The 15098-nt window shown below is 60.1% G+C and carries 11 protein-coding genes; 3 read left to right on the top strand and 8 right to left on the bottom strand.

The features are described 5' to 3' along the window. The first annotated feature begins 1 nt into the window (after position 1). Together MXM41_RS01995 and nhoA are read left to right on the top strand one after the other, a co-directional pair. A complete protein-coding gene (locus MXM41_RS01995) occupies positions 2 to 1657 on the top strand; it encodes an iron ABC transporter permease (RefSeq protein ID WP_325929582.1) in 1656 nt (551 codons plus the stop codon). Positions 1658 to 1730: 73 nt separating this feature from the next. After that, the gene (gene nhoA / locus MXM41_RS01990; RefSeq protein ID WP_325929581.1) at positions 1731 to 2576 is read left to right on the top strand and encodes an N-hydroxyarylamine O-acetyltransferase; all 846 of its coding nucleotides are present in this window, start codon (positions 1731 to 1733) and stop codon (positions 2574 to 2576) included. A gap of 208 nt (positions 2577 to 2784) precedes the next feature. Here nhoA and narI read toward each other — a convergent pair whose 3' ends face one another. From narI to MXM41_RS01960, 6 genes are all read right to left on the bottom strand, one after another. Then, positions 2785 to 3465 carry a respiratory nitrate reductase subunit gamma gene (narI, locus tag MXM41_RS01985; protein WP_325929580.1) on the bottom strand — a complete coding sequence of 227 codons (681 nt, stop codon included), beginning with the start codon at positions 3463 to 3465 and terminating at the stop codon, positions 2785 to 2787. Next, a complete protein-coding gene (narW, locus tag MXM41_RS01980; protein ID WP_325929579.1) occupies positions 3462 to 4157 on the bottom strand; it encodes a nitrate reductase molybdenum cofactor assembly chaperone in 696 nt (231 codons plus the stop codon). Before narW ends, narI begins: the two co-directional genes overlap by 4 nt. Next, positions 4157 to 5701, bottom strand: a complete 1545-nt coding sequence (narH, locus tag MXM41_RS01975; RefSeq protein ID WP_325929577.1) for a nitrate reductase subunit beta — start codon at positions 5699 to 5701, stop codon at positions 4157 to 4159. The genes narW and narH overlap by 1 nt, the downstream gene beginning before the upstream one ends. Further along, entirely contained in the window at positions 5698 to 9438 is a 3741-nt protein-coding gene (locus tag MXM41_RS01970) for a nitrate reductase subunit alpha (RefSeq protein WP_325929575.1), read from the bottom strand. The genes narH and MXM41_RS01970 overlap by 4 nt, the downstream gene beginning before the upstream one ends. A gap of 66 nt (positions 9439 to 9504) precedes the next feature. Further along, on the bottom strand, positions 9505 to 10896 hold the full coding sequence (locus MXM41_RS01965) for a NarK family nitrate/nitrite MFS transporter (RefSeq protein WP_325929574.1): 1392 nt from the start codon (positions 10894 to 10896) through the stop codon (positions 9505 to 9507). 197 nt (positions 10897 to 11093) lie between these two features. Beyond that, a complete protein-coding gene (locus tag MXM41_RS01960) occupies positions 11094 to 11669 on the bottom strand; it encodes a TetR family transcriptional regulator (RefSeq protein ID WP_325929573.1) in 576 nt (191 codons plus the stop codon). A gap of 115 nt (positions 11670 to 11784) precedes the next feature. On the opposite strand from MXM41_RS01960, the gene MXM41_RS01955 reads away from it, so the two are divergent. Then, entirely contained in the window at positions 11785 to 13278 is a 1494-nt protein-coding gene (locus MXM41_RS01955) for an MFS transporter (protein ID WP_325929572.1), read from the top strand. Between the two features lie 101 nt (positions 13279 to 13379). Here MXM41_RS01955 and MXM41_RS01950 read toward each other — a convergent pair whose 3' ends face one another. Together MXM41_RS01950 and MXM41_RS01945 are read right to left on the bottom strand one after the other, a co-directional pair. Then, positions 13380 to 14606 (bottom strand): Zn-dependent hydrolase, encoded by a 1227-nt coding sequence (locus tag MXM41_RS01950; protein ID WP_325929570.1) that lies wholly within the window; start codon positions 14604 to 14606, stop codon positions 13380 to 13382. After that, a complete protein-coding gene (locus MXM41_RS01945) occupies positions 14603 to 15085 on the bottom strand; it encodes an L-2-amino-thiazoline-4-carboxylic acid hydrolase (RefSeq protein ID WP_325929569.1) in 483 nt (160 codons plus the stop codon). The genes MXM41_RS01950 and MXM41_RS01945 overlap by 4 nt, the downstream gene beginning before the upstream one ends. Between the last annotated feature and the right edge of the window lie 13 nt (positions 15086 to 15098).

Below are 15098 nucleotides of genomic sequence, written 5' to 3'. Positions count from 1 at the left end.
TGTGAATCCTAAATATTTATCGGTGACGACGCTGGGGCTTCTGCTGATCCTGGTGGCGTTGCCGCTGACCTTTATTTTGCTACAGGCGGTGTTTCCGCAGTTCAGCGCCGGGCAGTTTTCCGGGGCGTTTAGCGGCATCAGCACCCTGCTGGCAGAGCCGCACCTGCCGGGCATGTTGGGCGGCACGCTGCAAATTGCCCTCGGCGTGGCGCTGGTGAGTGCGCTGATCGGCTTTCCCCTCGGCGTGGCGCGTGGGCTGTTCAACCTGCCGCTGCCCCGATTGTGGGATCTGCTGTTTCTGATCCCGTTTTTAACCCCGCCCTATATCGCCGCGCTGTCGTGGATGCTGGTGCTACAAACCAACGGCTATCTGCAACAGCTTACCGGTATTAATCTCAACGATCTGCTGTTCAGCAAAACCGGTATTGTGCTGGTGATGGCCCTGAACATCTTCCCGGTGGTCTATTTTGCCGTCTCGCGCAGCCTGCTGGCGAGCGGGCAGCGTCTGGCGCTGGTGGCGCGGGTACACGGAGCCAGCCCCGCGCGGGCGTTCTGGCATATCACGCTGCCGATGCTCTCGCCCTCGCTGGCGGCGGGGATGCTGCTGGCCTTCACCCTGGCGATTGAAAAGTTTGGCGTGCCCGCCGCGCTCGGCACCCGTGCTGGTGTTCTGATGCTGACCACCGATATTGAGAAAAAACTCGCCGACTGGCCGATCGATCTCTCAGGAGCGTCGATGCTTTCCGTGGTGCTGGTGGCTATCGCACTCAGCGCCTGGTGGCTACAGAAAAAACTGACCGGTCATCAGGATGTGACCAGCATTACCGGCAAACCGACGGAGAATATGGGTGCCAGTGCCGGGGTCTTTACGCTGCCGGTTGTGGTTCTTATGGCACTGACCGGGTTTATCGCGGTGATCCTCCCGGGGGCGTCGATGGCGCTGTCCGGCGTACTGGGAACGCTGTCCGGCGGGGTGAAGCTCGAAAACATGACTACCGGGCACTATGCGGCGCTGTTCAGCCAGCACGGGGATGCGCTGTCGGCGCTGGGCACCAGCCTGTCGCTGGCGCTGGGGGCGGCCTGTATCACCGGAGCACTCGGCCTGCTGGCCGCCTGGCTGGTGGTGATGCAGAAGATCAAAGGGCGCGGGATACTGGATGCGCTGTCCCTGATGCCTGCTGCTTTGCCGGGCGTGGTGGTCGGGGTGGGGCTGATCCTGCTGTGGAACCGTCCGTTCTGGCCGGTTACGCCCTATAACAGCTGGGCGATTTTGCTGTTGTCCTACTGCTGCCTGTTGCTGCCGTGGCCGGTGCGCTATGTCAGCAGCGCGCTGCGTCAGCTGGGGGGTAACCTTGAGCCGGCCGCGCGGGTACATGGCGCCTCTGCGTTGCAGGCGCTGCGCTTTATCGTGCTGCCGCTGGTTTCTCCGGCGATGCTGGCGGCGATGCTAATGGTGTTTGCCATCGCCTCGCGTGAGCTGGTCACCTCGCTGCTGCTGGCCCCGGCGGGTACGCAGACCGTGTCGGTGTTTATCTGGCGGCAGTTTGAGCAGGGATCGGTCGGGCAGGGGATGGCGATGGCGACCCTGACGCTGCTCACCGGGCTGGTACTGATGTTAACGGCGCTCGGGATCATGCAGCGCACGTCGCGCAGCTAAAAAAGCACTTTTGTCACAGTGCCCGCAAAAATATAGTTTATAAACAAGGAAGAACTGTACAAGGATACCGCCTATGACCCCGTTTTTGACTGCGTATTGTGACCGTATCGGCTGGCAGCAGCCGCTTTCTGTAGATATTGCCACCCTGCGGGGGCTGCACCTGCATCACAACGGCGCCATTCCGTTTGAAAATATCGATGTCGTTTTGCCCCGCGAGATCCAGCTCGACGATCAAGCCCTGGTGGATAAGCTGGTCTCCGCCCGGCGTGGTGGGTATTGCTTTGAACAGAACGGTCTGTTTGAGCGGGCGCTGCGTGAGGGGGGCTTTAACGTGCGCAGCCTGCTGGGGCGGGTGGTGCTGGCGAATCCGCCCAGCATGCCGCCGCGCACCCATCGCCTGCTGCTGGTGGAGCTGGACGGCGAACACTGGATTGCCGATGTCGGCTTCGGCGGGCAGACGTTAACCGCGCCGATTCGGTTGGTTGCCGATGAGGAACAGGCGACGCCCCACGGGCTGTACCGGCTTATCAACGACGGCAGCGACTGGGTGCTGCAGTTCCGCCATCACGAGCACTGGCAGGCAATGTACCACTTCGATCTCGCCGCGCAATATCAGGCCGATTACGTGATGGGTAACTTCTGGTCGGCACACTGGCCGCAGTCCCATTTCCGCCATCATCTGCTGATGTGTCGCCATTTGCCGGATGGCGGCAAACTGACGCTGACCAATTTCCACTTTACTCACTGGCAGGACGGCCACGCGGTGGAGCAGATTAATTTACCTGATGCGGCGGCGCTGTATCAGCTGATGCAGGAACGGTTTGGCCTGGGCGTGGACGATCCGAAGCACGGCTTTTCACTGGCGGAACTGACGGCGGTGATGGCCGGGTTTGAAACCCATCCGCAGGCGGGGAAATAGCCTGCAACGCCGGGCGGCGCTGGCGCTTGCCCGGCCTACGGTGTGGTACGCTTTTGTAGGCCGGGTAAGGCGCAGCCGCCACCCGGCGTTGTTGTGCGGTCTGATGCCCTCACCCCAACCCTCTCCCACAGGGAGAGGGTGCAAACATCAAAAACGGCAGCGGGGTTGCCGTTTTGCTTTTACCTCCGCCACCCGGCGTGGCTGAGGGTTATCTTCGGGATCTCACCAGCTGATAACGCCGGGTAATATACTCGAACGGCGCGCTCCAGACGTGTACCAGCCGGGTGAAGGGGAAAATCAGGAAGATGGTCATCCCCAGCACCAGGTGGACGCGGAAAATAAACGCCACGCCGGTCAGCATCTCAGACGATCCCCCCTGGAAGGTGAAGATCCCCTGCGCCCAGCCGACCAGCTTCAGCATTTCGCTGCCGTCCGGATATTGCGCCGAGAAGGGAATCGTCGTCAGGCCGAGCACGCACTGGGTCAGCAGGATACTCATGATCACAATATCAGGCGTGGTAGAGGTAGCCCGCACCCGCTGGTTAAACAGGCGGCGGTAGAGCAGCATCGAGCCGCCAATCAGCGTCAGTACGCCGCAGATCCCGCCAGCAATCATTGCCAGCTGCTGCTTTACCGCCATCGGCAGGAACCAGGCGTACATCCAGTGTGGGGTTAACATCCCGAACAGATGGCCAAAGAATATCCCCAGAATGCCGATGTGGAACAGGTTAGATCCCCAGTTCATGCCGCGCTTGTCCAGCAGCTGGCTGGAGGAGGCGCGCCAGGTGTACTGGCCATAGTCATACCGCAGCCAGCTGCCGAGGAAAAAGACCGCGGCGCAGATGTAGGGGTAAATATCGAAGAAAAAGACGTTCAGATGGTGTGTCATTTTGGGCCTCCGGCGCTGACGTCCACATACTGGGGCGCGACGTCCTGGCTAAAGCGTCGTTGATATTGCTGCATCGGCGAGCTGTCGCAGGCCGTGGCGTTATCTTCTATAAACTTCACCTGCTCCTCTTCCCAGACCGCGTCCAGCGCCTGGCGAGTGTCATCCCGTTTTTCACCCGCCACCTGCTGCGTGACACTGTCACTGGATAAGCGGCTGCCCGCGAGTGTCAACAGGAGATCAAACAGTTGATACTGCGCCACCTGGCGCTGTTTGAGTCGTCCGCCAATCAGGGCCAGGATCGGCGCGACGTTCTGCAGCCCCTCCCGGGCCTGCGCGTCGGGCAGGATGCTTAAATACTCCAGATAAAGCGGCAGATGATCCGGCAGCTCGCGGCAGTCGAGCTGCAGTCCGGCCTGCTCGTACTGGTTCATCAGGTCAACCATCGCCTGGCCGCGATCCCGCGATTCGGCATGCACATGTTCGAACAGCAGCAGTGAGGTGGCGCGTCCGCGCTCGAATACCTCGCACCAGGCTGCCTGCCTGTCGAGCAGCGGGGCGGTGAGATAGTGCTCTGCAAAGGGCAGCAGCTGAGGCGCGTCCTGCGCCACCAGGGCAATCGCCTCGTCGCGGCTCTCCCACAGGGCTTCGTCCGGGTACTCAATCAGCAGGGCGATAATTTTGAGGATCTGCATTACTCTCCCTCCCCGTGTTCACGCACCTCGGTGATGTTGATCGCGTCGATGCGGCTGCTGTTGAACAGGTTGAATTTGGTGTCGGAGCCGTGGCAGCCGTCGCCAAAGGTAAAGCCGCAGCCGTTGCGTTCCGGGAAGGCGTCGCGGGCCATCTCCCGGTGGCTGGTCGGGATCACGAAGCGGTCTTCGTAGTTGGCGATGGCGAGATAGCGATACATCTCCTCCACCTGCTCCACGCTGAGGCCCACCTCTTCAATGGCGCGGGTATCGGTCACGCCTTCCACGGTTTGCGAGCGCTTGTAGTGGCGCATCGCCATCATGCGCTTCAGAGCGCGCAGTACCGGACCGGTGTCGCCCGCGCTGAGCATATTCGCCAGGTACTGCACCGGAATGCGCAGACTCTCCACCGCCGGCAGAATGCTGTCGGTCTGCGGCAGGCCACCGGCGTCGGCGTAGGACTGGATCGGCGACAGCGGCGGCACGTACCAGACCATTGGCAGGGTGCGGTATTCCGGGTGCAGCGGCAGGGCCAGCTTCCAGTCCATCGCCAGTTTGTAGACCGGGGAGCGCTGGGCCGCCTCGATGACGTTCTGCGGGATCCCCTGTTTCAGCGCCTCTTCAATCACCGCCGGGTCGTGCGGGTTGAGGAACACGTCGCACTGCCGCTCGTAGAGATCGGTTTCATGCTCGGTGCTGGCGGCCTCTTCGATACGGTCTGCGTCATACAGCAGCACGCCGAGATATCGGATACGCCCAACGCAGGTTTCGGAGCAAACGGTAGGCTGGCCCGATTCGATACGCGGATAGCAGAAGATGCATTTTTCCGATTTACCGCTCTTCCAGTTGAAGTAGATCTTTTTGTACGGGCAACCGCTGATGCACAGGCGCCAGCCGCGGCATTTGTCCTGGTCGATCAGCACAATGCCGTCCTCTTCGCGCTTGTAAATGGCCCCGCTCGGGCAGGTCGCCGCGCAGCTCGGGTTCAGGCAGTGCTCGCACAGGCGCGGGAGATACATCATGAAGGTGTTTTCGAACTGGCCGTACATCTCCTTCTGGATCTTGTCAAAGTTGCGATCCCGGGCGCGTTTCTCGAACTCGCCGCCGAGCAGCTCCTCCCAGTTTGGCCCCCACTTAATCTTGTCCATGCGCTTGCCGTCAATCAGCGAGCGCGGGCGGGCGGTGGGGAGATGTTCGCTCTCTTTGGCCCGATGCAGATCCTGGTAATCGAAGGTGAAGGGTTCGTAGTAGTCGTCAATCTGCGGCATTTGTGGGTTGGCGAAGATTTTCGCCAGTACGCCCAGCTTGCCGCCCAGACGCGGGGTCAGCTTGCCGGAGATGCCGCGGATCCAGCCGCCTTGCCACTGCACCTGATCCTCCCAGTTTTTCGGATAGCCGATGCCCGGCTTGGTTTCGACGTTGTTAAACCAGGCGTATTCCATCCCTTCGCGTCCGGTCCAGACGTTTTTGCAGGTCACCGAGCAGGTGTGGCAGCCGATGCACTTGTCGAGATTCATTACCATGCCGACCTGTGAGCGTATTTTCATTTTTTAGCCTCCTGTACCTGATCCCGACCTTCGCCATCCAGCCAGTTAATGTTTTTCATTTTGCGGATCATGATGAACTCGTCACGGTTAGAGCCCACGGTGCCGTAGTAGTTAAAGCCGTAAGCCAGCTGGGCGTAGCCGCCAATCATGTGGGTCGGTTTCGGGCAGACGCGGGTCACCGAGTTGTGGATCCCGCCGCGCCGTCCGGTCACCTCTGAACCCGGAATGTTCAGAATGCGCTCCTGGGCGTGGTACATCATGGTCATTCCCGGCGGCACGCGCTGGCTCACCACCGCACGGGCGGTGAGGGCGCCGTTGGCGTTAAAAGCCTCTATCCAGTCGTTATCCTCAATGCCCAGCTCCCGGGCGTCGGTTTCGCTCATCCAGACTATCGGGCCACCGCGCGACAGGGTCTGCATCAGCAGGTTTTCGCTGTAGGTGGAGTGAATGCCCCATTTCTGGTGCGGGGTGAGGAAGTTCAGCGCCTTCTCCGGGAAGCCGTTCGGCGGGATCTCGCGCATGTGACTGACGCTGCGGGTATCAATCGGCGGACGATACGCCACCAGGCTTTCACCGAAGGCGCGCATCCAGAGGTGATCCTGATACAGCTGCTGACGACCGGAGAGGGTGCGCCACGGGATCAGCTCATGCACGTTGGTGTACCCGGCGTTGTAGGAGACATGCTCGCTCTCAATGCCGGACCAGGTGGGGCTGGAGATAATCTTGCGCGGCTGAGACTGGATATCGCGGAAGCGGATCTTCTCGTCTTCCTTGTTCAGCGCCAGGTGGCTGTGCTCGCGACCGGTAAATTCCGCCAGCGCTTCCCAGGCTTTGACCGCCACCTGGCCGTTGGTTTCCGGGGCGAGGGCAAGGATCACTTCCGAGGCGTCAATCGCCGTCTCAATGCGCGGGCGGCCTTTCGCCGGGCCGTCGAGCTTGACGTAGTTGAGCTTGCCGAGGAAATCGACCTCGTCCTGGGTATTCCACGAAATGCCTTTCCCGCCGTTGCCGAGCTTGTCCAGCAGCGGGCCGAGGGCGGTAAAGCGCTCATAGGTTTCCGGATAGTTACGCTCGACCACGGCGATGTTCGGCGCGGTTTTGCCGGGGATGAGATCGCATTCGCCTTTGCGCCAGTCGGCAATGTCGAACGGCTGGGACAGCTCCGCCGGGGAGTCATGCTGCAGGGGCTGCAACACCACGTCGGTTTCGCTGCCCAGATGCCCGACGCACACCTCCGAGAAGACTTTGGCGATACCTTTGTAGATCTCCCAGTCGCTGCGGGACTCCCAGGCCGGATCCACGGCAGCGGAAAGCGGATGAATAAACGGATGCATGTCCGAGGTATTCATGTCGTCTTTTTCATACCAGGTGGCGGTGGGCAGGACGATATCCGAGAACAGGCAGGTGCTGGACATGCGGAAGTCGAGCGTCACCAGCAGATCCAGCTTGCCCTCAATGGCGGCGGTCTGCCACTCCACCTCTTCCGGCTTCACGTCATCGGTATTGCCGAGCTCGTCGCCCTGGATGCCGTTTTCGGTGCCCAGCAGGTATTTGAGCATGTACTCGTGGCCTTTGCCGGAGGAGCCGAGCAGGTTTGAGCGCCAGACAAACAGGTTGCGCGGATGGTTATTGCCGCTGTCCGGCTGCTCGCAGGCCATGCGGATATCGCCGGATTTCAGCGCCCGGGCCGTGTACTCCTGGGGCGACATACCTGCGGCATCGGCCTGGGCCTTAATGTGCAGCGGGTTGAGATTAAGCTGCGGCGCGGAAGGCAGCCAGCCCATGCGCTCGGCCCGCACGTTAAAGTCGATCAGATGCCCGGTAAACTGCGAGGTGTCCGCCAGCGGGGAGAGCAGCTCCTGTGCGGTGAGTTTTTCATAGCGCCACTGGCTGGCATGATTGTAGAAGAACGAGGTGCTGTTCATCTGACGCGGCGGACGGTTCCAGTCGAGGGCAAAGGCCAGCGGCAGCCAGCCGGTTTGCGGGCGCAGCTTCTCCTGGCCCACATAGTGCGACCAGCCGCCGCCGCTTTTGCCCACGCAGCCGCAGAAGACCAGCATATTGATCATCCCGCGGTAGTTCATGTCCATGTGATACCAGTGGTTCACCCCGGCCCCGAGGATGATCATCGACCGCCCGTGGGTTTTATGGGCCGTGTCGGCAAACTCCCGGGCGATCTGTTCGATGTGACGACGCGGCACGCCGGTGATCTGCTCGCCCCATGCCGGGGTGTAGGCTTTTATTTCGGCGTAATCTTTGGCCGCATGGCTATCCTCCAGCCCCCGGTCGAGTCCATAGTTGGCGAGGATCAGGTCGTAAACGCTGGCCACCTGCAGCTGGCGACCATCCGCCAGAGACAGCGTTTTTACCGGCAGCTGGCGCACCAGCACCGGTTCCTGCTTCACGCTGCGAAAATGCGGATTTTCGTTGCCGCCAAAGTAGGGGAAGGCTACCCCGGCAATGCCGTCGTGGGTGCCCAGCAGCGTCAGCGCCAGTTCGGTTTCCTGGCCTGCCGCCAGCGGCTCAAGGTTCCATTTGCCTTTTTCACCCCAGCGGAAGCCGATCGAGCCGTTCGGCACCACCAGATCGCCGGTAGCGGTAAAGGCGACGGTTTTCCACTCCGGATTGTTGGCTTCCCCCAGCCCGTCGGCGAGGTCGGAGGCGCGCAGCATTCTGCCGGGCACCAGGCTGCCGTCCTCCCGGGGATCGAGCATCACCAGCATCGGCATGTCGGTGTAGCGGCGGCAATAGTTGAGGAAGTAGTCGCTCGGGTTATCCAGGTGGAACTCTTTGAGGATCACATGGCCCATCGCCATGGCTAAGGCGCTGTCGGTCCCCTGTTTCGGCGCCAGCCACTGGTCGCTGAGCTTGGCCACTTCCGAAAAATCAGGGGTGATGGCGATGGTTTTGGTGCCCTTGTAGCGCACCTCGGTGAAAAAGTGGGCGTCCGGGGTACGGGTCTGCGGCACGTTCGAGCCCCAGGCGATGATATAGCTGGAGTTGTACCAGTCGGCAGACTCCGGCACGTCGGTCTGCTCGCCCCAGGTCATGGGTGACGCAGGCGGCAGGTCGCAATACCAGTCATAAAAGCTCAGACAGGTGCCGCCCAGCAGGGAGAGGTAGCGGGTGCCTGCCGCGTAGGAGACCATCGACATCGCCGGGATCGGCGAGAAGCCTGCTACCCGGTCCGGGCCATAGTGTTTGATGGTCCAGACGTTGGCGGCGGCGATAAGCTGGTTTAGTTCTTTCCAGTTGGAGCGGACAAACCCGCCGTGGCCGCGGGCCTGCTTATAGCTCTGGCTCTTTTGCGGGTCATTCTGGATGGCGTTCCAGGCCAGCACCGGATCGCTGTGCTGGGCCAGCGCCTCGCGCCACAGCTCAATCAGCTTTTTACGCACCAGCGGATACTTCAGCCGGTTGGCGCTGTAGAGATACCAGGAGTAGCTTGCCCCACGCGGGCAGCCGCGCGGCTCGTGGTTGGGCAAATCAGGGCGGGTACGGGGATAGTCGGTTTGCTGGGTTTCCCAGGTCACCAGCCCGTTTTTGACGTAGATTTTCCAGCTACAGGAGCCGGTACAGTTCACGCCGTGGGTGGATCGCACGATTTTGTCGAACTGCCATCGCTGGCGATAGCTGTCCTCCCAGTCGCGGTTGGTGTGCATCACCTGACCGTGTCCATCGGCGAAGGTGTCGCCTTTTAGTTTGAAATAACGAAAGCGATCCAACAATTTACTCATGACGTTTCTCCTGACGGGGCGACGCACCACCCCGGGGTTACACTGCTCACAAAATATTGAATATCGTTATGATTTGACGTGCTTCTGCCGGCGGCCATACACCAGCCAGGTGACGAACACGCAGACGATGTAGAACACCAGGAAGACCTTCATCGCGCCGACCGGGGAGCCGGTTAGCGCCAGCGAGGTGCCGAAGGCTTTCGGGATAAAGAAACCGCCGACGGCGCCAATGGCCGAGATAAAGCCCAGCGCTGCGGCGGTATCGGTAACCGCCTCTTTCTGGGCCTGCTCCTCCGTGCCGCCACGCAGTTTTACTCTATAGAGGGTGATTTGCCGGAAAATGACAGCAATCATCTGGAAGGTGGAGCCGCTCCCCAGCCCGGCGGTGAGGAATAGCCCCATAAACACCAGATAGAAAGCGGTAAAGCTGCCGGAACCGGAGCCAGGCAGGGTGAGGAACAGCAGGGCGCTAAACACCGCCATAAAGACGAAGTTCACCAGCGTGACGCGTACCCCGCCGAGCTTGTCGGAGATCACCCCGCCTGCCGAACGCGCCAGGGCGCCAATCAGCGGGCCGAAGAAGGCCAGATGCAGGATGTTGACGTCAGGGAACTGGGTTTTCGACAGCATGGCGAAGCCGGCGGAAAAGCCGATAAAGGACCCGAAGGTCGCCAGATAGAGCAGGCTCAGCAGCCACAGGTGCAGGCGCTTGAGCACCGGCAGCTGGCTGGCAATGGTCGCCTTCGAACTGGCGATATCGTTCATGCCAAAAAATGCGGCTACGGTTGCCAGCAGCAGCAGCGGGGCCCAGATCCAGGCGGCGTTTGCCAGGAACAGAGTGGAGCCATCCTCCTGGGGCACGCCGTGCACCCCAAGGAAGGTGAACATCGGCAGGAAAATCACCACCGGGGCGACCATCTGCATGACGCTGACGCCGAGGTTGCCCAGCCCGCCGTTAATGCCCAGCGCGCTGCCCTGTTTCGATTTAGGGAAGAAAAAGCTGATGTTACCCATGCTGGAGGCAAAATTAGCCCCGGCAAAGCCGCACAGCAGGGCGATAATGATAAACACCGAATAGGGAGTAGCGGTATTCTGCACCGCAATCCCCAGCCACACGCAGGGAATAATCAGAATAACGGTGCTTAATACCGTCCAGTAGCGGCCGCCAAATATAGGCACCATAAAGGAGTAGGGAACGCGTAATATCGCCCCGGAAAGCGAAGGCAGAGCGGTTAACATAAACAGCTGATCGGTGCTGAAATTAAATCCCACCTTATTCAGATTCACCGCCACCGCGCTAAATAACATCCAGACACAGAACGCCAGAAGTAAACAAGCCACGGAGATAACCAAATTTCGTCGCGCTATCGGCTTACCCTTATTTTCCCAGAATGCGGGGTTTTCCGGTTTCCAGTTACTCAAAAGATAATGATTATTCTTCTCAGTTTGTTGCGACATATTACCCTCTTGCCTGTCCATAAATGAAAGAAAGAGAAATAAATCAGGCGGATGCCTGATGTACAGAGATGAGAATATTGAATAGTTTTGGGAGTCTTCTGAAAGGATAGATAAAAAATGTGAAACCCTGAGTTAAGAAGGGAGATATGGGCTCGCTTAATGTGTTACAAATCGTAACAGTTAAAGAACGCTAATGTTTAATACAATTCCAGCGTAATCAGGGTTTCCAGATGCTGGTTAAAGGCATTTTCGTTCATTTCTGGCATTGATAGCACGTATAAACCATCCAGCCCGCAGACCAGGCCGATTAAGCGCCAGGCGATATTTTCGGGGCGATCTTTCAGCGTAAAGGCCTGCGCATCCGCCCCGGCGCGAATAATCGCCACCGTCTCCTGATGCCACATTTCCATAGTTAATACATAGGCGCCTTTTATTTCGTCGTCCCGGGTGGCTAACAGCTGCGCTTCGCGCCACAGGCGAATATAGGGCTCAAAACTGCGATCGTCACTGCCGAGCATGGCATGCAGACGTTCGCGCCAGCTGGCGTTTTCCGCCACCACATCGGCATCCAGCAGCGTGCGGATCAGGCGGATAAACGCCTGCGCTTTGAGCTCGCCTGCGGAGGAAAAGTGGTGGTGAACCTGGCCTGTCGCCACTTTCGCCTCAGTCGCGATCCGTCTTACGGTCATGGCGGTAAATCCTTCACTCAGCGCCACGCGCATGGCCGCCTGCACGATCTCTTCCCGCCGTTCGTCCTTGCTCATATAACTCATTTTTTTTCACTCTCAAGCTGGGGGCAACGAGTGTAACAAAAAGCTGGACACGCGTTCAACTTTCCGTAGGATCGCAATCTGGACATGTGTCCAGGTCTGGAAAATAAGGAAATCTATGTTTCGTCAGTGGTTAGCGTTAGTGATTATCGTGCTGGTCTATATCCCGGTTGCGATTGACGCCACGGTGCTGCATGTTGCCGCGCCGACGCTGAGTATGACCCTGGATGCCAGCGGCAACGAGCTGCTGTGGATCATTGATATCTACTCGCTGGTGATGGCCGGAATGGTGCTGCCGATGGGGGCGCTCGGGGATCGCATTGGCTTTAAACGCCTGCTGATCCTCGGCAGTACCCTGTTCGGGCTGTCGTCGCTGGCAGCGGCCTTTGCCCCCACCGCCGGCTGGCTGATTGCGGCCCGGGCGCTGCTGGCCATTGGCGCGGCGATGATCATTCCCGCCACGCTCGCCGGGATCCGCACGCTGTTTGCCGATGCGCGCCAGCGCAATATCGCTCTCGGCGTCTGGGCGGCGGTGGGGTCGGGTGGTGCGGCTTTTGGCCCACTGATCGGCGGTATGCTGCTGGCGCATTTTTACTGGGGAGCGGTATTCCTGATCAACGTCCCCATTGTGCTGGTGGTGGTCTGCCTGGCGGCGCGCTTTGTTCCCGCCCAGCAGGGGCGGCCCGAGCAGCCGCTTAATATCACCCATACCCTGATGCTGATCGTGGCGATACTGCTGCTGGTCTACAGCGCCAAAACGGCGCTGAAAGGAACGCTTTCCCCGTACCTGGTGGCAGGTACGCTGCTGACAGGCGCGATGCTGCTGTTCGCTTTTGTGCGTCTTCAGCTGCGCGCCCGCACGCCGATGATCGACATGCGGCTGTTCGGTCACCGCATTATCTTAAGCGGCGTGGTAATGGCGATGACGGCGATGATCGCGCTGGTGGGGTTTGAGCTGCTGATGGCGCAGGAGCTGCAGTTTGTGCACGGGTTCACCCCGTTAGAAGCGGGAATGTTTATGCTGCCGGTGATGGTTGCCAGCGGGTTCAGCGGACCGATCGCTGGCGTGCTGGTGGGGCACCTGGGGCTGCGCATCGTTGCCGCAGGCGGCATGGGCCTGAGTGCCCTCAGCTTCACTGGACTGTCGATGCTCGACTTCAGCACCCAGCAGTGGCAGGCATGGGGCCTGATGGTGCTGCTGGGCTTTAGCGCCGCCAGCGCGCTGCTGGCTTCAACCTCGGCAATCATGGCCGCCGCGCCAAAAGAGAAAGCCGCCGCTGCGGGGGCGATTGAAACCATGTCCTATGAGCTGGGCGCGGGACTGGGCATCGCGATCTTCGGCCTGCTGCTGACCCGCAGTTTCTCGGCGTCGATTGAATTGCCGCAGGGGCTGGATGCCAGCCTTGGGGAGCACGCTTCCTCCTCCATCGGTGAGGCGGTAAAGGTCGCGCAGGATCTGCCGCCCACGCTGGCTGAGTCGGTGATTGAGGCGGCAAAAACGGCGTTTATCACCTCCCACAGCGTGGCGCTGGGCAGCGCGGGCGGGATGCTGCTGGTGCTGGCGGTTGGGATCTGGTTTAGCCTGGCGAAGGTACCACGCGACAGGGGCTAAGCCCCTTCATGCCGGAGTGAGGTGCGTTGGCAAATAGTTACAACATACTGTAAGCGCTTTTTATAAACGTTGCCCGGCCGTTGGCCGGGAAACGTGACGGTTTATAGCTCCTGCGCCGCACTCAACACGCTGTGCAGCAACACATTGGCCCCTTTCTCTGACCACTCTGGCAGGATTTTTTCCGCTTCGTTATGGCTGATGCCCTTTACGCAGGGGATGAAGATCATGCTGGCGGGGGCGATTTTACTGACGTAACAGGTATCATGCCCGGCACCGGAAACCATCGATTTTGATGAATAGCCCAACGCCGCTGCGGCGTCTTCCGTGCGGGCAAGGCAGGTCTCATCAAAGGCGATGGGCGCATAGTCGAAGATGCGTTCGACGCTGGCGCTCACGCCACGAGCCGAAAGACTTGCCGCCGCCTGATGCAGTGCAGCTTCCATCGCTTCCAGCGCCTCGCTGTGCGGATGGCGGAACTCCACGCTGCACACCACCCGTGAAGGGACAACGTTTCGCGAGTTAGGGGTCACGTTCGCCATGCCGATGGTGGCGCGTCCGTCCGGTGCGTGCTGATAACCTATCTCCTCCACCTTCAGCGCCAGCTCCGCAAAGGCGGTGAGCGCATCGCGGCGGCTGTGCATCGGCGTGGTGCCCGCGTGGGCGGCAAAACCGTCGAGGGTAAGGGTGAACCAGCGCTGGCCCATCGCCGCCCGCACCAGCCCGATATCGATGGCTTCGTCTTCGAGAATCGGCCCCTGTTCGATATGCAACTCATAGCAGGCGTGGACCGGAAACGCGCGGGCAGGGCGGGTGCCGCGATAGCCTATGGCCTCAAGCGCCTCGCGAACCGTGACCTTTTTGCTGTCCATCCTGGCGTAAGCAAATTCTTCGGTAAGCTGACCCGCCCAGACGCCGGACGCGAGCATCGCCGGAGCAAAGCGCGCGCCTTCTTCGTTGGTCCAGTTTACCAGCACAATATCGCGCTCGGTTTCCAGCTGGTTATCGTTCAGGGTGCGCAGCAGTTCCAGTCCGGCCAGTACGCCGTAGATCCCGTCGTAGTTGCCACCGAGCGGCTGGGAGTCAACGTGCGAGCCGGTCATCACCGGGGGCAGCGCCGGATTTTTGCCCGCGCGGCGGATAAACATATTGCCCATGCTGTCCACCTCACAGCTAAAACCGGCCTCCCGCGCCCAGTCGCGCAGCTGGTTGCGGGCAATGCGGTCTTCGTCGCTTAACGCCAGACGGGTGACGCCGCCCGCGGGGGTACCGCCGATCTGCGCCATCATTTCAAGCGTCGACCATAGCCTTTCGGCGTTCACCCGGATCATGCTTTGTCCTTGTTGCTGCGATAGCGGAAGTCACAGCATTTACCGCCCTGCATGATGGTGGTGGTGCGGGTCAGCTCCACGTCCGGGGCATAGCCAACGATGAATTTTTCATCCCTGGCGCACGACAGCAGATGGCCAATCTCGCCGAGGCCCATCTCGTGATACATCTCGGCATAGCGGCAGCGGGTCACGTTGTAGTTGTACTGCTGGTCGTCGGCGTCGATCACCTTTACGTCGAGGGCGTTGTCTTTCTCCCACAGATACTGCAGGGCGATAAAACTCTTTACGTCCGCGCCGTTCGGTTCTTTGCTGGCAAACTCTTTGCCCGCGTTAATGGCGGCCTGCTCAATGGCCTCGCCAATGACCGCCTGGGCGCGGGTCTTGCCGATCTCACGCACCAGGATTTCGTAAATTGGCTTAATAATTTCTGCTTCAATTTTGCGGCGGGCAAGAATGCCCAGCTCATTATTATCACTCATCACATTGCCTCAC

The sequence above is a fragment of the Leclercia adecarboxylata genome, assembly GCF_035787115.1.
Taxonomy (GTDB): Bacteria; Pseudomonadota; Gammaproteobacteria; order Enterobacterales; family Enterobacteriaceae; genus Enterobacter; species Enterobacter adecarboxylatus_E.
Note: the sequence above shows the minus strand (reverse complement) of the source record. Positions and strands in the feature narration are given on the sequence as shown.

What these genes read in the sequence shown, in the direction of transcription:
- nhoA (WP_325929581.1), top strand. Translation starts at nt 1,731, where the DNA reads ATGACCCCGTTTTTGACTGCGTATTGTGACCGTATCGGCTGGCAGCAG.
- narI (WP_325929580.1), bottom strand. Translation starts at nt 3,465, where the DNA reads ATGACACACCATCTGAACGTCTTTTTCTTCGATATTTACCCCTACATC.
- narW (WP_325929579.1), bottom strand. Translation starts at nt 4,157, where the DNA reads ATGCAGATCCTCAAAATTATCGCCCTGCTGATTGAGTACCCGGACGAA.
- narH (WP_325929577.1), bottom strand. Translation starts at nt 5,701, where the DNA reads ATGAAAATACGCTCACAGGTCGGCATGGTAATGAATCTCGACAAGTGC.
- MXM41_RS01970 (WP_325929575.1), bottom strand. Translation starts at nt 9,438, where the DNA reads ATGAGTAAATTGTTGGATCGCTTTCGTTATTTCAAACTAAAAGGCGAC.
- MXM41_RS01965 (WP_325929574.1), bottom strand. Translation starts at nt 10,896, where the DNA reads ATGTCGCAACAAACTGAGAAGAATAATCATTATCTTTTGAGTAACTGG.
- MXM41_RS01960 (WP_325929573.1), bottom strand. Translation starts at nt 11,669, where the DNA reads ATGAGTTATATGAGCAAGGACGAACGGCGGGAAGAGATCGTGCAGGCG.
- MXM41_RS01955 (WP_325929572.1), top strand. Translation starts at nt 11,785, where the DNA reads ATGTTTCGTCAGTGGTTAGCGTTAGTGATTATCGTGCTGGTCTATATC.
- MXM41_RS01950 (WP_325929570.1), bottom strand. Translation starts at nt 14,606, where the DNA reads ATGATCCGGGTGAACGCCGAAAGGCTATGGTCGACGCTTGAAATGATG.
- MXM41_RS01945 (WP_325929569.1), bottom strand. Translation starts at nt 15,085, where the DNA reads ATGAGTGATAATAATGAGCTGGGCATTCTTGCCCGCCGCAAAATTGAA.